The 17,925-nt window shown below is 63.6% G+C and carries 16 protein-coding genes and 1 pseudogene; 14 read left to right on the forward strand and 3 right to left on the reverse strand.

The window, feature by feature from the left end:
• Positions 1 to 134: 134 nt before the first annotated feature.
• The 5 genes from JNE37_RS08250 to JNE37_RS08270 all read left to right on the forward strand — a co-directional run bounded on the left by JNE37_RS08250 (position 135) and on the right by JNE37_RS08270 (position 5,651).
• Positions 135 to 1,055, forward strand: a complete 921-nt coding sequence (locus JNE37_RS08250) for a hemolysin family protein (protein ID WP_203065915.1) — start codon at positions 135 to 137, stop codon at positions 1,053 to 1,055.
• Between the two features lie 103 nt (positions 1,056 to 1,158).
• On the forward strand, positions 1,159 to 2,751 hold the full coding sequence (gene lnt / locus JNE37_RS08255) for an apolipoprotein N-acyltransferase (protein WP_203065916.1): 1,593 nt from the start codon (positions 1,159 to 1,161) through the stop codon (positions 2,749 to 2,751).
• A gap of 122 nt (positions 2,752 to 2,873) precedes the next feature.
• On the forward strand, positions 2,874 to 4,136 hold the full coding sequence (metK, locus tag JNE37_RS08260) for a methionine adenosyltransferase (protein WP_246513580.1): 1,263 nt from the start codon (positions 2,874 to 2,876) through the stop codon (positions 4,134 to 4,136).
• An 81-nt stretch (positions 4,137 to 4,217) separates the two neighbouring features.
• Positions 4,218 to 4,928 carry a tRNA (guanosine(46)-N7)-methyltransferase TrmB gene (trmB, locus tag JNE37_RS08265; RefSeq protein ID WP_203065918.1) on the forward strand — a complete coding sequence of 237 codons (711 nt, stop codon included), beginning with the start codon at positions 4,218 to 4,220 and terminating at the stop codon, positions 4,926 to 4,928.
• Between the two features lie 57 nt (positions 4,929 to 4,985).
• Positions 4,986 to 5,651, forward strand: a complete 666-nt coding sequence (locus JNE37_RS08270) for a ferredoxin reductase domain-containing protein (protein WP_203065919.1) — start codon at positions 4,986 to 4,988, stop codon at positions 5,649 to 5,651.
• A gap of 67 nt (positions 5,652 to 5,718) precedes the next feature.
• Here the strand turns inward: JNE37_RS08270 and JNE37_RS08275 are convergent, their stop codons facing one another.
• Positions 5,719 to 6,081 carry a septal ring lytic transglycosylase RlpA family protein gene (locus JNE37_RS08275; protein WP_035090147.1) on the reverse strand — a complete coding sequence of 121 codons (363 nt, stop codon included), beginning with the start codon at positions 6,079 to 6,081 and terminating at the stop codon, positions 5,719 to 5,721.
• A 410-nt stretch (positions 6,082 to 6,491) separates the two neighbouring features.
• Between JNE37_RS08275 and JNE37_RS08280 the strand changes: the two genes are divergently transcribed.
• From JNE37_RS08280 to JNE37_RS08305, 6 genes and pseudogenes are all read left to right on the forward strand, one after another.
• The gene (locus tag JNE37_RS08280) at positions 6,492 to 7,829 is read left to right on the forward strand and encodes an NAD(P)-dependent oxidoreductase (protein ID WP_203065920.1); all 1,338 of its coding nucleotides are present in this window, start codon (positions 6,492 to 6,494) and stop codon (positions 7,827 to 7,829) included.
• Between the two features lie 11 nt (positions 7,830 to 7,840).
• Positions 7,841 to 9,163, forward strand: a complete 1,323-nt coding sequence (gene preA, locus JNE37_RS08285; protein WP_203065921.1) for an NAD-dependent dihydropyrimidine dehydrogenase subunit PreA — start codon at positions 7,841 to 7,843, stop codon at positions 9,161 to 9,163.
• A 102-nt stretch (positions 9,164 to 9,265) separates the two neighbouring features.
• Positions 9,266 to 9,771 (forward strand): annotated as a pseudogene (locus tag JNE37_RS08290) (RrF2 family transcriptional regulator).
• Positions 9,772 to 9,774: 3 nt separating this feature from the next.
• Complete coding sequence (locus tag JNE37_RS08295) at positions 9,775 to 10,239, forward strand: carboxymuconolactone decarboxylase family protein (RefSeq protein ID WP_203065922.1); 465 nt, start codon at positions 9,775 to 9,777, stop codon at positions 10,237 to 10,239.
• 150 nt (positions 10,240 to 10,389) lie between these two features.
• On the forward strand, positions 10,390 to 10,767 hold the full coding sequence (locus JNE37_RS08300; RefSeq protein ID WP_203065923.1) for a DoxX family protein: 378 nt from the start codon (positions 10,390 to 10,392) through the stop codon (positions 10,765 to 10,767).
• A gap of 54 nt (positions 10,768 to 10,821) precedes the next feature.
• A complete protein-coding gene (locus JNE37_RS08305) occupies positions 10,822 to 11,742 on the forward strand; it encodes a DMT family transporter (protein WP_246513582.1) in 921 nt (306 codons plus the stop codon).
• Between the two features lie 337 nt (positions 11,743 to 12,079).
• On the opposite strand, the gene JNE37_RS08310 is transcribed toward JNE37_RS08305, so the two are convergent.
• Entirely contained in the window at positions 12,080 to 12,769 is a 690-nt protein-coding gene (locus JNE37_RS08310) for an NYN domain-containing protein (RefSeq protein WP_203065924.1), read from the reverse strand.
• Positions 12,770 to 12,949: 180 nt separating this feature from the next.
• Positions 12,950 to 13,642 carry a TetR family transcriptional regulator C-terminal domain-containing protein gene (locus tag JNE37_RS08315; RefSeq protein ID WP_081840585.1) on the reverse strand — a complete coding sequence of 231 codons (693 nt, stop codon included), beginning with the start codon at positions 13,640 to 13,642 and terminating at the stop codon, positions 12,950 to 12,952.
• 121 nt (positions 13,643 to 13,763) lie between these two features.
• Here JNE37_RS08315 and aptA point away from each other — a divergent pair, with 121 nt between their 5' ends.
• The 3 genes from aptA (at position 13,764) to JNE37_RS08330 (ending at position 17,924) form a co-directional block, all read left to right on the forward strand.
• Positions 13,764 to 15,086 carry an omega-aminotransferase AptA gene (gene aptA / locus JNE37_RS08320; protein ID WP_035090137.1) on the forward strand — a complete coding sequence of 441 codons (1,323 nt, stop codon included), beginning with the start codon at positions 13,764 to 13,766 and terminating at the stop codon, positions 15,084 to 15,086.
• 69 nt (positions 15,087 to 15,155) lie between these two features.
• The gene (locus JNE37_RS08325) at positions 15,156 to 16,652 is read left to right on the forward strand and encodes a CoA-acylating methylmalonate-semialdehyde dehydrogenase (RefSeq protein WP_203065925.1); all 1,497 of its coding nucleotides are present in this window, start codon (positions 15,156 to 15,158) and stop codon (positions 16,650 to 16,652) included.
• A 21-nt stretch (positions 16,653 to 16,673) separates the two neighbouring features.
• The gene (locus JNE37_RS08330) at positions 16,674 to 17,924 is read left to right on the forward strand and encodes a Zn-dependent hydrolase (RefSeq protein WP_203065926.1); all 1,251 of its coding nucleotides are present in this window, start codon (positions 16,674 to 16,676) and stop codon (positions 17,922 to 17,924) included.
• Position 17,925 lies beyond the last annotated feature (1 nt).

Below are 17,925 nucleotides of genomic sequence, written 5' to 3' on the forward strand. Positions count from 1 at the left end.
GCATGATGCGGCATGGATAAATGAACGATACCGACATAAGTCCCAGGCCGAAATCGCCTGAACCCGAGCCTGGCTCTAGTCCCGCCTCCGCCAAAGAGCGGGGGCAAACCCTGTGGGGACGTCTGAAGTCCCTGATGCGTCCCGGCTCGCTCCGCGACGATCTGCAGGAAGCGCTCGACGCCGAGTCTTCCTCCGATTCCGCCGACTTCTCCGAAAGCGAGCGGACCATTCTCCAGAACGTCCTGAAGCTTGGCGACATGCGCGTCGACGACGTCATGGTGCCGCGCTCGGACATCCAGGCCGTCGAGGCCCATGAGACACTGGGCGCGCTCGTCGCCCGCTTCCGCATAGTGGGGCACTCGCGCCTGCCGGTTTATGACGAAGACCTCGACAACGTCATCGGCTTCATCCACGTCAAGGATGCGCTCCAGCGGATTACCGAGCTCGTAGTCGATGCGGCTGCAACGCAGCCGGTGAAGCTCGTTTCCACGACCCTGCGCCAGAAGCTCAACAAGCTCGATATCGTGCGTGAGGCAGTCTTCGTTCCGCCCTCGACGCCGGTGGGCGACCTGCTCCAGCAGATGCGCGCCAGCCATGTGCACATGGCGGTCGTCGTCGACGAATATGGCGGCACGGACGGGCTCGTGACCATCGAGGACCTGCTCGAGGCCGTGGTCGGCGAGATCGAGGACGAGCACGACGAGGAAGGGGTTTCCCTCATCCGCAAGGTCGGGCCGGACACTTATGTCGCCGACGCCCGGGTCGAGCTCGAAGACGTGCAGGAAATGATCGGCCCCGATTTCGACCCCGGCGAATATGCCGACGAGGTGGAAACCCTGGGCGGCCTGGTCTTCGACCTTGTCGACCGCGTGCCCAAGAAGGGTGAAGTGGTGACGGCCTTCCCCGGCTTCGATTTCGAAGTGCTGGCTTCGGACGGCCGGCGGATCAAGCGGCTCAAGATCAAGCGGCATCGGCGTGACATGCCTGCCCGCAGCGAAGAGCCCGGGGCTATTCCGCCGGAAGTGGGCGAGCCCAACTCGGAGGCGGCCGAATAGCCGATCGATAGCCGGGCGGCCGGGAATCGCGTCATCACCACCTTGACGGCGAATCCGGCCCCGGCGACCTTGCCCGCATGCACCCTGATTCGAGATTCCTTCCGTGACCTGGCTGGCCGAAACCGCCATGCTCGCCCACGGCTGGCGGCGATTCCTCATGCTGCTGGTGGCCGGCGCCGTCGCGGCGCTGAGCGTGCCGCCATTCTTCATCGTTCCCGCCCTCTTCATCGCCTTTCCGGTACTGGTCTGGGCGCTCGATGGCGCCGAGCGCGGCCGCGGATTTCTGGGACAGCTGTTCGGGCCGGCCTTCCGCATCGGCTTCGCCTTCGGGCTGGGCTATTTCACCGTCGCCTTCCACTGGCTGGGCGCTGCCTTCTTCGTCGATGGCGGGGTGATGATCGCCATCATGCCCTTCGCCATCGTGGCTCTGGCGGCGCTGATCGCGCTGTTCTGGGGGCTGGGTTGCGCGCTGGCGCATCTCTTCTGGTCGCACAGCCCCTGGCGCATCCTGACGCTCACCACGTTCCTGTCGGCCGCCGAATGGGCGCGCGGACACTTCTTTTCGGGCTTTCCCTTCGATTTGGTGGGCTATGCGCTGACGGCCAATGACGAGATGATGCAGGCCGCTTCGCTTGTCGGGGTCTATGGCCTCACCTTCCTCGCCATTTTCCTCGCCTCTACGCCCGCCCTCATCTGGCCGGCGGACGGGCGCGGCTGGGCGCGGCGGCTGGCGCCGTTTTCGCTGGCCATGCTGGTTATCGCCGCCCAGATCGGCTGGGGCAATTACCGGCTCAATCACACCGAGATCGCCGCGCGCGACGACATCAGGCTGCGGCTGGTGCAGCCGGTGGTCTATGAGCACTCGGACTGGAGCCAGGCGGTGCCGGCCGATGTCATCACGCGCCTGCTCGACCTCTCGGCCAGCCGCACCAACCCTGCCGATCCGGGCCTTGAAGGGGTGACGCATCTGGTCTGGCCGGAATCGTCCCTGCCCTTCTTCATGTCGCAATATCCGGACGCCCTGGCACGCATCGCACGCGCGCTGCCGCCTAACGTGACGCTGCTCACCGGCGCGCCGCGCGAGGATTACGAGGCGGGCGGGCCGGGCTACAATTCCATCCTCGCCATCAATTCGGACGGCGAGATCATCGCCTCCTACGACAAATCCCACCTCGTTCCCTTCGGCGAATATTTGCCCTATGCCGATTTCTTCTCGCAATTCGGCATCCGCCAGTTCGTGCCGGGCGCCAATGGCTGGGCGGCGGGCGACGGACGGCGGCTGATGAGCCTGCCCGATACGCCGGCCTTCCTCGCCATCATCTGCTACGAGGCGATCTTTTCCGGCGATCTCGGCGCCGATATCGACAAGGCGCAGTTCCTCTTCAACATCACCAACGATGCCTGGTTCGACGGCTCGATCGGCCCGGCCCAGCATGCCCATCATGCCCGTGTCCGCGCCGTGGAAGAGGGCATGCCGCTGGTGCGCGCCGCCAATTCGGGCCTCACCTTCCTCGCCGATCCGCTCGGCCGGATCACGGCGAGCCTCGCCCCGCAGCAGGTCGCGCTGCTCGACGTGGTGCCGGCGCAGCGCCTTGCCGGCACGCCGTTTTCGCAATGGCGCAACTGGCCGTTCCTCATCGCGCTTCTGGCCGGCCTCGCCATCGCCTGGCTCTCCTCGCGCCGGCGCAGGGCATAGCCTTCCGCGGGCACCCATATAGGCATATAAAGATTTCCTTATGTCCGCTTGCAAGAAGCGGCAAGGACGCCTACAACCAGCCAGCCCGTGGGAACTTCGGGCGCTTAACAAAGGCTTTGACCGTGTCACGTTCCAACTATCTCTTCACTTCCGAATCCGTCTCCGAAGGCCACCCGGACAAGGTCTGCGACCGCATCTCCGACGAGATCGTGGATCTGGTCTTCCGTGAGGCCAAGAAGGCCGGCATGGACCCGTCGGCCGTCCGCATCGCCTGCGAGACGCTGGCCACGACCAACCGCGTCGTCATCGCCGGCGAAGTCCGCGTGCCCGACACGCTCCTCAAGAAGGACAAGGACGGCAAGCTCATCCACGACGCCTCGGGCGCGCCGGTGGTGAACCCCTCCAAATTCCGCTCCGTCGCCCGCAAGGCCATCAAGGCCATCGGCTACGAGCAGTCCGGCTTCCACTGGAAGACCGCCAAGATCGACGTGCTGCTGCACGGCCAGTCGGCCGATATCGCGGTGGGCGTGGACGCTTCGGGCAACAAGGACGAGGGTGCGGGCGACCAGGGCATCATGTTCGGCTACGCCACGCGCGAGACGCCCGAACTGCTGCCGGCCCCGATCTACTACGCCCACAAAATCCTGGAGACGCTCGCCACCGCCCGCAAGAACGGCGACGGCGAAGCGGTAAAGCTCGGCCCGGACGCCAAGAGCCAGGTTACGGTCAAATACGAGGACGGCAAGCCCGTCGGCGTGACCCAGATCGTGCTCTCGACCCAGCATCTTGACGACAAGCTCTCCTCCTCGGACGTGCGCAAGATCGTCGAGCCCTATATCCGCGCGGCCCTGCCGGAAGGCTGGATCAGCAAGGATACCGTCTGGCACGTCAACCCGACCGGCAAGTTCGTGGTGGGCGGCCCGGATGGCGATGCGGGCCTCACCGGCCGCAAGATCATCGTGGACACCTATGGCGGCGCGGCCCCGCATGGCGGCGGCGCTTTCTCGGGCAAGGATCCGACCAAGGTCGACCGCTCGGCGGCCTATGCGGCGCGTTACCTCGCCAAGAACGTGGTGGCCGCCGGCCTTGCCGACCGCGCCACGATCCAGCTCTCCTACGCCATTGGCGTGGCCAAGCCGCTCTCGGTCTATGTGGACCTGCACGGCACCGGCAAGGTCGAAGAAGCGCAGCTCGAGAAGATCTTCCTCGAGGGCGATATCGTCAACCTGACGCCGCGCGGCATCCGCACGCATCTCGACCTCAACAAGCCGATCTACGCTAAAACCTCGGCCTATGGCCATTTCGGCCGCAAGGCCGGGCGCGACGGCAGCTTCTCCTGGGAGAAGGTCGATCTCGTGCCCAAGCTCAAGGCCGCTATCCGCTAGGACGGCGTTCGCCTCTTTACATTCGGCCGTCATTGCCCGTAGTGGGCGGTGACGGCCGAATTGCTTTTTCGAAGATCAGACGTGACCTCAAGACAGAACCCCCTCAATGTCGCCGGCGAACCGCGCGCCTTTTTCGGCCGCCGCTCGGGCAAGCGCCTGCATCGCGGGCACGACCAGCTGTTTCGCGAGCTGCTGCCTGAACTGGAAATTGCCCTGCCGGAGGGCGTTCTCGATCCAAGGGCGCTGTTCGAAAATCCCAAAAAACTGACGCTCGAGATCGGCTATGGCGGCGGCGAGCATCTGGCGCGGCAGGCGCGCACGCATCCGGAAGACGCCTATATCGGCTGCGAGGTGTTTACCGGAGGCATCGCCAAGCTGCTGCAGGCGATCGACGAGGACGAGATCGGCAATGTGCGCCTTTTCACCGATGACGCGCTAAAACTGTTGCAGAAGCTGCCGGACGCCGCGCTCGACGAGGTCTATCTGCTCTATCCCGACCCGTGGCCGAAGACGCGCCACCACAAGCGCCGCTTCGTCTCGCCGCTGACGCTGGCCGAACTCGCCCGCACCATCAAGCCGGGCGGAAAGTTCAACTTCGCCACCGATATCGAAGACTATGCCGACTGGACGCTGGCCCACATCCTGCGCGCGCCTGGCTTCGTGTTCGCGCCCGGCAAGCCGGGAAGCTGGCACGAGCCCTATCCCGGCTGGGAGCCGACGCGCTACGAGCAGAAAGCGCGGCGCGAGGGGCGGCTGAAATCCTTCTATCTGACGTTCGACCGGCGGGACTAGCGGCGGGAACTATTCAGGTGTTTCAATCGTCAAAGGTCGAGAACGATTGAGGCAATGATGACAGAGAGCGTAGAAATCCTCGGCATCGAGGACGTGACCCACAATGTCCGGCACTATCGGCTGGAAAAGCCGGAAGGCTTCGTCTTCCAGCCTGGACAGGCGACGGAAGTGTCCATCGACAAGGACGGCTGGCGCGACAAGAAGCGGCCGTTTACTTTCACCTCGCTGGCCGAGTGGCCCTATCTCGAATTCACCATCAAGAGCTATCACGACCATCCGGGCGTCACCGACCGGCTCTCCGAACTGGTGCCGGGCGACCGGCTGATCCTGCGCGATGTCTGGGGCACCATCACTTACAAGGGACCGGGTACGTTCATTGCCGGCGGCGCTGGCGTTACGCCGTTCATCGCCATCCTGCGGCGGCTCAATGCCGATGGCCAGCTCAAGGGCAACCGGCTGATCTTTTCGAACAAGACATCGCGCGACATCATTCTGCGCGATGAGTTCGAGGCCATGGCCGGGCTCGAGCGGCTCTTCACCGTGACCGGGGAGAAGGCGCCGGGCCTCCTCAACGAACGGATCGACACGGATTTCCTCAAGCGTCATGTCGGGGATTTTTCGGGACGGTTCTATGTTTGCGGGCCTGACCCGATGGTCAAGGAACTGCGCGAAACGCTCGAAAAGCTCGGCGCCAGCACGGAAGCCGTGACCTTCGAGAAGTAGGTCCAAAACGAAATCGCCCGCCGGGATGTCCCCGCGGGCGATTTTTCATCGAACGCTCGAAAGCCGATCAGATCTGCTCGATGCAGACCTTGCCCTTTCCGGCACCACGAATGCCGAGTTGAGTGGCGGCGGCCTTGGAAAGATCGATGATGCGGCCCTTCACATAGGGACCACGATCGTTGATGCGAACCTGGATGGACTTGCCCGTACGCTGGTCGGTGACTTTTACGCTTGTACCAAACGGAAGTGACTTGTGGGCGGCAGTGAGGGCGTTCTGGTTGAAGCGCTCGCCGGAGGCGGCCTTCTTGCCGTGAAAGCCCGGTCCGTACCAGGAAGCGACGCCGCATTGGGCGGCGGCGAAAGCAGGTGCAGTAAAGCAGGTCAATGCACCCAGTAGGACGAGGGAGGTGACGATGGTCTTCCGAGTCAAGCTGGAGTCTCGCTGTAGTTAGTAGGAGCCTCTCGGATGCTTTGGACTCGTGGCCGCAATGAGGACTCCCCCGTCACAATTGACGGGGCGCCTGCCACAATTGTGAGTTCTTAAGGAACTGTTGCGTTTGCGCACCACTAGACTCTCACAACGCGCAACAGGGTTAATTTTCCATGAAGACGGATTCAGAGTTGAAGTTGAGGCACTTACGATGACTCCGATTTTAGAGTCTTCGTCGTCTCGCCTCTCCAGCCCTGGTGTTCCCTGAAATTGCGATCACGGCCGTTCACGGCTGCTCGATCGACCTGAAGGCCTTGCCGCACGGCACTCCACGCCAGAATTTGACCAATTGATAAAAAATTTGGAACGCGCTAGCGTTGCTTTGGGAGAACTGCAGCAAGGGAATTACGATGGCACAAGGTGTTCTCGTAGAGGGCATAGTGCCGGGGCGTCTCGAGCCCGGCCAATACGAATCCAACTTTTCCGACCTTCATCCGCCGCTCGACCGGCATGAGGCGTTCGTCGAAGCCGACCGGTGCTATTTCTGCTACGACGCGCCGTGCATGAATGCCTGCCCGACGTCGATCGACATTCCGATGTTCATCCGGCAGATCGCCACGGATAATCCGCTGGGCGCGGCCGAAACCATCTTCAGCCAGAACATCCTGGGCGGCATGTGCGCCCGCGTCTGCCCAACCGAGCAGCTGTGCGAGGAAGCCTGCGTGCGCGAGGAGGCGGAGGGCAAGCCGGTCAAGATCGGCATGCTGCAGCGCTACGCCACCGATATCGCCATGGACGAGGACGTGCAGTTCTTCGGCCGCGCGCCCGAGACGGGCAAGCGCGTCGCCGTGGTCGGCGCCGGCCCTTCCGGCCTCGCCGCCGCACACAGGCTGGCCATGCATGGGCATGCCGTCACCGTTTTCGACGCCAAGCCCAAGGCGGGCGGGCTCAACGAATACGGCATCGCCTCCTACAAGACCACCAACGGCTTTGCCCAGGAGGAGGTGGATTACGTCACCGCCATCGGCGGCATCGATATCGAGAACGGCAAGGTCCTGGGGCGCGACTTCACCCTTGAGAGTCTGACCAGGGATTTCGACGCGGTGTTCCTGGGCATGGGCCTGGGCGGGGTTAATGCGCTGCGCGCCGAGGGCGAGGACGCGCTGGGCGTGCGCCCGGCGGTCGATTTCATCGCCGAACTGCGCCAGGCGTCGGACCTTGCCAACCTGCCGATCGGGCGGCGCGTTGTCGTCATCGGCGGCGGCATGACCGCCGTGGATGCGTCCGTGCAGTCAAAGCTGCTCGGCGCCGAAGAGGTGACCATGGTCTATCGCCGCGGCAAGGAGCACATGAACGCCTCCGAATTCGAGCAGGATCTGGCGGCGGCCAAGGGCGTTTCCATCCGGCACTGGCTGACGCCCAGGCGCGTCCTCAGCGAAGGCGGCAAGGTCACAGGCATAGAGCTCGAATATACCGAGCTCAAGGATGGCAAGCTGGCCATGACCGGCCGCACCACCATCGTGCCCTGCGACCAGGTGTTCAAGGCCATCGGCCAGACCCTGCAGATCGGGGAGGAAGGGCTGCGCCTCGACGGCGGCAAGATCGCCGTCGATGCTGAAGGCCACACCTCAATGGCCAAGGTCTGGGCCGGCGGCGACTGCGCCACCGGCGGCGAGGACCTGACGGTGACCGCCGTTGCGGAAGGCCGCGACGCCGCCGAATCCATCCATCGTGCCCTGAGCGCCTGAGGGAGGATGCAATGGCAGACCTGAGAAGCAATTTCGTCGGCATCAAGTCGCCGAACCCGTTCTGGCTGGCCTCGGCCCCGCCCACCGACAAGGCTTATAATGTCGAGCGCGCCTTCAAGGCGGGCTGGGGCGGGGTGGTGTGGAAGACCCTGGGTGAGGAGGGCCCGCCGGTCGTCAACGTCAACGGCCCGCGCTACGGCGCCATCTGGGGCGCCGACAGGCGGTTGCTCGGGCTCAACAATATCGAGCTCATCACCGACCGCGACCTGCAGCGCAACCTGCAGGAAATCAAGATGGTCAAGAAGAACTGGCCCGACCGCGCGCTGGTGGTCTCGATCATGGTCCCGTGCGAGGAGGATGCCTGGAAGGCCATCCTGCCGCTGGTCGAAGAGACCGAGGCCGACGGCATCGAGCTCAATTTCGGCTGCCCGCACGGCATGAGCGAACGCGGCATGGGCGCGGCCGTGGGCCAGGTGCCCGAATATGTCGAAATGGTCGTGCGCTGGTGCAAGCAATATTCGCGCATGCCGGTGATCACCAAGTTGACGCCCAACATCACCGATGTGAGGAAGCCCGCCCGCGCCGCCAAGAAGGGCGGCACCGACGCGGTGTCGCTCATCAACACCATCAACTCGATCACCTCGGTCAATCTCGACACCTTCTCGCCCGAGCCCTCGATCGACGGGCGCGGCACGCATGGCGGCTATTGCGGACCGGCGGTCAAGCCCATCGCGCTCTCGATGGTGTCGGAAATCGCCCGCGACCCGGAGACCTACGGCCTGCCCATTTCGGGGATCGGCGGGGTCACCACCTGGCGCGACGCCGCCGAGTTCCTAGCGCTGGGCGCCGGCAATGTGCAGGTGTGTACGGCGGCGATGACCTATGGCTTCAAGATCGTCGAGGAGATGATCACGGGCCTCGCCAACTGGATGGACGAAAAGGGCCATGCCACGCTCGAGGACGTCACCGGCCGCGCCGTGCGCAACGTCACCGACTGGCAGTTCCTCAACCTCAACTATGTCACCAAGGCCAAGATCGACCAGGACCTCTGCATCAAATGCGGCCGCTGCCACATTGCCTGCGAGGACACCTCCCACCAGGCCATCTCCAAGGAGAAGGACGGCAAGCGTTACTTCGAGGTGATGGACAACGAATGCGTGGGCTGCAACCTCTGCGTCAATGTCTGCCCGGTGGAAGACTGCATCACCATGGAAGCGCTCGAGCCCGGCTCGATCGACGAGCGCACCGGCCGCATCGTCACCAGCAACTACGCCAACTGGACGACGCATCCGAACAATCCCATGCGCAAGGAAGAAGTCGAGCCGGCCGAATAGGTCCGGCTGGAATTTTCGGGAGGCGGGCGTCCTCGGGGCGCCCGTCTTGTCTTTTTCGCCAAATCATGGATATTTATTATCCATGATTTGGAGGCACAGGCATTGAAGCTCGGAGACGGCGTCGAACAGGCCATTCATTGCGTGCTGCTGCTGTCGGGTCTTGCCGCCGATGGCGCGCTGCCAGCGGCGGCGCTGGCTGAGTATCACGGGGTCAAGACCAGCTATCTGCCAAACATCTGCAGGCCATGGCCGGCGCCGGCCTGCTGGTTTCCATTCCCGGGCCGCGCGGCGGCTACCGGCTGGCGCGGCCGGCGCAGGAGATAACGCTTCTCGCTATCGTGCTGGCCGTCGAAGGGTCGGCGCCGGCCTTTCGCTGCGCGGAAATCCGCCAGCGCGGACCTGAGCCGCTGCCCGCCCAGTTCCACCGCCTGCCCTGCGGCGTCGCCAGCGCCATGCTGCGGGCAGAGCGGGCCTATCGGGCGGAACTGGCCAATATCACCATCGCCGATATCCAGGGTGATCCCACGACGCCGCTCAACCAGGCCATCAACCAGCGCAGTTGCGTCTTCCTGGGCCTGCACCAGCGGGTGCAAACCGAAAGGACCTGATCCATGCAAGCTCGTCTCGACTTCAGGAAGGCCGCTCCCGACGCCTACCAGGCCGTGGCCGCGCTCGACCGCTATGTGGTGCGCGATTCCGGGCTCGAACCGCGCCTTGTCCACCTCATCAAGATCCGTGCCTCCCAGATCAATGGCTGCGCCTATTGCGTGGACATGCATATCAAGCACGCCCGCGAGGACGGGCTGGGGCAACAATGGATCGACCTGCTTTCGGTCTGGCAGGAATCGCCGATCTATACCGCCAGGGAGCGAGCGCTGCTGGGCTGGACCGAGGCATTGACGCTGTTGGCCGAAACGCGGGCTCCCGATGACGTCTACGACGAACTGCGCCGGTACTTTTCAGAGGAAGAGACGACCAAGCTCACCGTGGCCATCGGGCTCATCAATGTCTGGAACCGGGTAGCCGTCGGCTTCAGGTCGCAGCACCCGGTGGACGTCGCCCAAGCAGCGGAATAAAAGCGTCGCTTCGGCGGATATTGCGTCGCCGATTCTGCCTTCCTGCCTACAATTCCACATCAAGAATCTCGCCGGCGCCTGTCGAAATCGCGCCGGCTCGTCCGTCGTAGTGGCATGGACACCGACTGGGAATCGCCAAAGGAGAGCCTGATGCCCACCGATCTGCCTTCGACCATCCTGTTTATCGGCCGCCTGCTGCTGGGCGGCGGCATGTTTGTCGCCGGGATCCGCAATGCCATGGGCTTTGCGGTGCTACGCGGCCTCATGGCCGGCAAGGTGCCGATGCCCGACGTCGCGCTCATTATCGGCATTGCCATGCTGGTGGCCGGTGGTGGCCTCCTCGCCATTGGCGTCTGGGTGCCGCTGGCTGCGGGCATCCTCATCATCTTCGTCGCCATGGCAACCGCCATGTTCCATGACTTCTGGACGCTGCCTCCGGGCCCGGACCGCGTGCAGAAGATCAATTCCTTCATGTCCAACGTCATGCTGATCGGCGGACTGCTCATCGCGCTGGCCAGCGGCCTCTAGCCCTTTTCTCGGGCGCGGCGATGGGCTAGGCAGGACGGCTCTCCGGAGGATGTCTTGACCCAATCCATCGCCGCACCACGCCTCGCCAGGCGCGACACGATCCTGGCGCACCTGGCGATGCTCGCCTTCGCGGCCATGATCGCCGGTTCGTTCACCGCCGGGGCGCTGGCGGTCCCCTATATCGAGCCGGTGCCGCTCAACGCCCTGCGCTTCCTGCTGGCCACGCTCATCATGGGCGTCGTTGCATTCGGGGTGGTGCGCGAGCCGGCCCGGCTGCCGCGCGCACCCTGGCGCATGGTGGTGCTGGGGGCGCTCAACGCGGTCTATTTCGTCACCATGTTCATTGCCCTGACGATGACGGCGCCGGTGGCAACGAGCGCGGTCTTCACACTCATTCCCCTGATGGCGGCGGCTATCGCCTATTTCATCCTCAAGCAGCGGGTAGGACCGACGGTCCTACTCAGCCTCGTACTCGCCGGACTCGGTTCGATCTGGGTGATCTTTCGCGGCGACCTGGCGGCGATTGCCGGGTTCGATATCGGCAAGGGCGAGCTCATCTATCTCGTCGGCTGCATCTGCTACGCCTTCCATGCGCCGCTGGTGCGCCATCTCAACCGGGGCGAGAGCGCCCTGCTCTCGAGCTTCTGGACGCTGGCCGCGGCAACGATCTGCATCGCGCTTTTCGGGCTGGGGGATATCGTTTCGACCGACTGGCTGCACCTGCCTGCGATCGTCTGGTGGGCCTTGGCCTATCTGGCGATCTTTTCGACCGCGATCAGCTTCTTCTGCCTGCAATATGCCTCCCTCCGCCTGCCCGCCTCCAAGGTCCTGGCCTATGGCTACCTGACCCCGGTCTTCGTCATTATCTACGAGGGCCTCCTCGGGCATGGCTGGGCAAGCCTTTCGGTAGCCGGCGGCGCGGTGGTGATCGTGCTGGGGCTGCTGGTGCTGGCGCTGACGCCGGACCATCGCTAGAGGCAGCGCCTTTTTCCGCGCGGCGAAACGCCGGGCGGGTGAAGGAATCGAGCGGGCCCCGAGGCGGCATTCGCCCCGACGGAATTAGTAAAGAAAAGAGACGGATGCCGCCTCGGGGCGCCGGGATTTTGAGGACCTGATCATCGCGGCTCCGTTCCGGCAGGCTTGATCGTCGAGCCCCGGATTCGAGCGGCGTCCCATGGACCCATGCAGGGGAAGCGACGCCCCCGCACGCCCGGCTGTCCCTGTCGCCACTGGTCGCTCTGCAGTCCGCCCGATGCGGCAGGGATTTTTGGAGTTTCTCACGGGTGGGGTGAGAGGGGATAAGTTTTCAGGATCAGCCGACGCTCTTGCTGGCTACCACGACAAGACGCGGGCGGATTTCGAGACCTCGGGCGGATTTTCGCTCCGAGATCAGGTCGGCCGCCCGCAGGGTCTTGAGAAAACGCCCTTTGCCCAGATAGCGCTCGGCCAGGCCTGGCGATGCCTGCTTGAGCGCGTTGGCGGCCTCGGCAAGGAGAATCCAGCCGTTCACGCCATGCTCCGATGCAATATGGCCAAGAAAGGCCGGGAGCTCGGGAGCGACGGGACTGCGAGTGGGCGAGGGCATCACCGAAGGCAGATGAAAATAGCGGTCGGCGACGGATTCGAGACCATTTTCCACGCCGGCACGGCCGATGCCGAAGACCTGCAAACCACCGGCACGCAACCGTCGTGCCAGACCGACGAAATCGCGGTCGGTCGAGACGAGGCAGATGGCGTCGAAGAGGCCTGAATGGAGGATATCCATGGCGTGGATCACCATGGCGATATCGGTGGAATTCTTGCCCTTGCCTCCCGACCCCTGGAGTATGGGTTCAAGGCCGTGGCGTACAGCCACCTGGCGCCAGGCGGCCAGGCTCGGACTGGCAAAGTCGCCGAAGAGCCTGAAGATGCCGACATCACGCAGAGGCTGAACTTGCGCTGCGATGAAATCGAAGCTTTTGGCGGGCGTATTCTCGGCATCGACAAGAACGGCCAGTTTCACCGGAGGCTCTCCTTTGCCCAAAGGCTAAGGGCCGCGCTTCAATTTGGAGTGCAGGGAACGCCTGCAATTTTAAGGAAAGGTGTGGCCGGCTGGATACCGTGAGTTGGGGGGTCTTGGCTTACCCCCACCCCCGTCCCCTCCCCGCAAGGGGGAGGGAGGCCTGCTGGCTAAATCGCAGACTCAGCTAACCTTCTGCCTTGGCGCGATGCCGCTCATGAAAAGGCTTTCGAGGAAGCGGGCGGCGTCTTCGAAGCGGCCTTCGCCGCCGCGGTCCTTGCCGAGGACGGCGCGGACCTGGACGTCGAAATCGGCATAGTGCTGGGTGGTGGCCCAGATCGAAAAGATCAGGTGATAGGGATCGGTGCGCACGATCTTGCCCTCATCCATCCAGGCGAGGAGGATGGCGGCCTTTTCGTCGACGAGGTCCTTGAGCTCGCCTTCCAGGATATCGATGAGGCGCGGGGCGCCCTGCAGCATCTCGTTGGCGAAAAGGCGCGACTCGCGCGGAAAATCGCGGGCCATCTCGAGCTTGCGGCGGATATAGGAGCGGATCTCGGGAATGGGATCGCCCTCTGCGCTGAATTCACGCAGGGGCTGCAGCCAGGTGTCGAGCATGGTCTTCATCAGCCGCTTATGAATCTCCTCCTTGCGGGGGAAATAATAGAGCAGGTTCGGCTTGCTCATGCCGGCCTGCTCGGCGATCTGATCGATGGTGGCGCCGCGAAAACCGTGCAGCGAGAAGACATCAAGCGCCGCTTCCAGGATCGCGTCCTGCTTTTCGCGCTGGATGCGGGTCACGGCCTTGCCCGTTACGCCGCTCTTGCGCTTTGCGGACGGGGACTTGCCAGCATTTTTGACCTTGATCGGCGGCATGGGGATGCTAACATTTTTCCAACTGGTCAAAATTCCAACTACCATGCCGATCGGTCAAGTGGCAATCAAACTTGACTTAGAAAATCAGTAATTCGGCCTGGCCACGTTCAAGGGAGCAATCGTGTCCAACCGCACCGTACCTAACGATCTTTCCGCCTTCTGGATGCCGTTCACGGCCAACCGCCAGTTCAAGAAGGCGCCGCGCATGTTCGTGGCGGCCAAGGACATGTATTACACCACCGCCGATGGGCGGCAGGTGCTGGACGGCACCGCCGGCCTCTGGTGCGTGAACGCGGGCCATTGCCGCCCCAAGATCGTGGAGGCGATCCAGAACCAGGCGGCCGAGCTCGATTATGCCCCGGCGTTCCAGATGGGGCACCCCAAGGCGTTCGAACTCGCCAACCGGATCGTGGACATCGCGCCCGAAGGGCTCAACCACGTGCTCTTCACCAATTCCGGGTCGGAATCGGTGGAAACGGCGCTCAAGGTGGCTTTGGCCTACCAGCGCGTGAAGGGCGAAGGCGCGCGCACCCGCCTCATCGGGCGCGAGCGCGCCTATCACGGCGTCAATTTCGGCGGCATCTCGGTGGGCGGCATCGTCACCAACCGGAAAATGTTCGGCACGCTCCTCACGGGCGTCGACCACATGCCGCACACGCATAACCTCTCCAAGAACGCCTTTTCCAAGGGCCTGCCGCAGCATGGCGTGGAACTGGCCGACGAGCTCGAGCGCATCATCACACTCCACGATGCCTCGACCATCGCCGCCGTCATCGTCGAGCCGGTGGCCGGCTCCACCGGCGTGCTGATCCCGCCGCCAGGCTATCTCCAGCGCCTGCGCGAAATCACCAAGAAGCACGGTATTCTTCTGATCTTCGATGAGGTCATCACCGGTTACGGGCGCCTCGGCACGCCGTTCGGGGCGGATTATTTCGGCGTGACGCCGGATATTATGGTCACGGCCAAGGGCCTCACCAATGGCGTCATCCCGATGGGCGCGGTGCTGGTGTCGAGCGAAATCCACGACGCCTTCATGACCGGGCCGGAACACGTCATCGAGTTCTTCCACGGCTATACCTATAGCGGCAACCCGATCGCCTCGGCGGCGGGCCTGGCCACGCTTGAGACCTATAAGGACGAAGGCCTCCTGACCCGGGGCGCGGAACTGGCGCCCTATTTTGAACAGGCGCTGCATTCGCTCAAGGGCGAGCGCCATGTCATCGATATCCGCAATATCGGCCTTGTCGGCGCCATCGAGCTGGAATCGATCCCCGGCGCGCCGACCAAGCGGGCCTTCGCGGCCTTCGTCAAGGCGTATGAGCAGGGCGTGCTGATCCGCACGACCGGCGACATCATCGCGCTCTCGCCGCCGCTGATCGTGGAAAAGCAGCATATCGACACCATCGTCGAAACGCTCCGGGGGATCCTGAAAACGCTTGAGTAGAATGGAATGAATGTTCTATTTTCTAATCACTAGAACGAACGTTCTATTTTGCGAAGCGGGACCAAAACCATGACCAAGATATCCAATGCCATCGGCGGCAAGCTGGTAATGTCGAGCTCGACGCGGACGAGCCCGGTCTTCAATCCGGCAACGGGCGAGCAGATTGCGACCCTGCCGCTCTCGACCAATGCCGAGATCGACGCCGCCGTGGCGGCCGCCAAGGCGGCTTTGCCGGGCTGGGCCAATACGACGCCGATGAAGCGGGCACGCGTGCTCTTCAAGTTCAAGCAACTGCTCGACGAGCATGCGGACGAGCTGGCGCGCGAGATTTCGCGCGAGCACGGCAAGGTGCATGACGATGCGCTGGGCGAAGTGGCGCGCGGCATCGATGTGGTCGATTTCGCCTGCGGCATCCCGCAGCTGCTGAAGGGCGAATTCTCGCGCAATGTCGGCCCGAACATCGACACCTATTCGGATCGCCAGCCGCTGGGCGTCGTCGCCGGCATCACGCCGTTCAACTTCCCGGCAATGGTGCCGCTGTGGATGTATCCGATCGCCATCGCCTGCGGGAATACCTTTATCCTCAAGCCTTCCGAGCGCGATCCGTCGGCGCCGATGCTGGCCTGGAAGCTCTTCCAGGAAGCGGGACTGCCCGATGGCGTCTTCAACATCGTCCATGGCGACAAGGAAGCGGTCGACCACATTCTCGACCATCCCGATATCAAGGCGGTGTCCTTCGTCGGCTCGACCCCGATCGCCGAATATGTCTACCAGCGCGGCACCAAGGCCGGTAAGCGCGTGCAGGCTCTCGGCGGCGCCAAGAACCACATGATCATCCTGCCCGATGCCGACATGGATCAGGCGGCCGATGCGCTGATGGGCGCCGGCTACGGTTCGGCCGGCGAGCGCTGCATGGCCATTTCGGTGGCGGTGCCGGTGGGCGACAAGACCGCCGACGCGCTGGTGGCCAAGCTCAAGCCGCGCGTCGAAGCGCTCAAGATCGGTCCGGCGACCGACAAGGACGCCCAGATGGGCCCGATCGTCTCGAAAATGCAGCGCGACAAGATCGTCGGCTATATCGACTCGGGCGTCGAACAGGGCGCCGAGCTCGTGGTCGACGGCCGCGGCTTTTCGCTCCAGGGCTACGAGAACGGCTTTTTCGTCGGCGGCACGCTCTTCGACCACGTGAAGCCCGACATGAAGATTTATCGCGAGGAAATCTTCGGGCCGGTACTCTCGGTGGTACGCACGCATTCCTACCAGGAAGCGGTCGACCTCATCCACGGCCACGAATATGCCAACGGCACGGCCATCTTCACCCGCGACGGCGATGCCGCACGCGAGTTTGCCGACAAGATCGAGGTGGGCATGGTAGGCATCAACGTGCCGATTCCGGTGCCGGTGGCCTATCACTCCTTCGGCGGCTGGAAGCGTTCGCTGTTCGGCGACCATTCGATCTATGGCCCTGAAGGCGTGCATTTCTATACGCGCCTCAAGACCGTCACCACCCGCTGGCCGGCGGGCATCAAGGAAGGTGCCGAATTCACCTTCCCGTCGATGAAATAACAAAAAGCAGAGAGACCAAAAATGGCAGCCCCGGGCGAAAACCTCAAAATCAACGGCGATCGGCTCTGGGACACGCTGATGGACATGGCCAGGATCGGGCCGGGTGTGGCGGGCGGCAACAACCGCCAGACCCTGACCGATGCCGATGGCGAGGGCCGAAAGCTCTTCAAGTCGTGGTGCGATGCGGCCGGGCTCACCATGGGCGTCGACGAAATGGGCACCATGTTCGCCCGTCGCGAAGGCACGGATCCGGAGGCGCTGCCGGTCTATGTCGGCAGTCACCTGGATACCCAGCCGACGGGCGGCAAGTATGACGGCGTGCTCGGCGTCCTGGGCGGGCTCGAAGTCGTACGCACGATGAACGACCTCGGCATCAAGACCAGGCACCCGATCGTGGTCACCAACTGGACCAACGAGGAAGGCACCCGCTTCGCCCCGGCCATGCTGGCTTCGGGCGTCTTTGCCGGCATGCATGACCAGGACTGGGCCTATGCCCGCAAGGATCATGACGGCAAGACCTTTGGCGAGGAGCTGGAGCGGATCGGCTGGAAGGGCACCGAGAAGACCGGGGATCGCAAGATCCACGCCTATTACGAGCTCCATATCGAGCAGGGCCCGATCCTCGAGGACGAAAATATCGACATTGGCGTGGTCACCCACGGCCAGGGCCTCAAGTGGCTGCAGGTGACGCTCACCGGCAAGGAAGCCCATACCGGCTCGACCCCGATGCCCAAGCGCCGCAATGCGAGCCTCGGCATGGCCCGGGTGATCGAGCTCGTCCACGAAGTGGCGATGGATTATCAGCCGGACGCGGTGGGCGCTGTCGGCCATATCGACGTCTATCCCAACTCGCGCAACATCATAGTGGGCAAGGCCGTCTTCACCATCGACATCCGCTCGCCCGACAAGGACGTGCTCGACGAGATGGACACGCGTATTCGCCTCGGCATCGAGACCATCGCCGAAGCCCTCGATATTTTGAGCGAAGTCGAGCAGGTCGGGCATTTCGATCCCGTGGCGTTCGATCCCAAGCTCGTGGACACGGTGCGGGCGGCGGCGGATCGCGCCGGCTACACGCATCGCGACATCGTCTCGGGCGCAGGGCATGATGCCTGCTGGATCAATCGCGTCGCGCCGGCGGCGATGATCTTTTGTCCCTGCGTGGATGGGCTTTCGCATAACGAGGCCGAGACCATCACCAGGGATTGGGCGGCGGCGGGAACGGATGTGCTGTTCCATGCGGTGCTTGATACGGCGGAGATCGTGGATTGAT

Source organism: Paradevosia shaoguanensis, assembly GCF_016801025.1.
GTDB lineage: Bacteria > Pseudomonadota > Alphaproteobacteria > Rhizobiales > Devosiaceae > Paradevosia > Paradevosia shaoguanensis.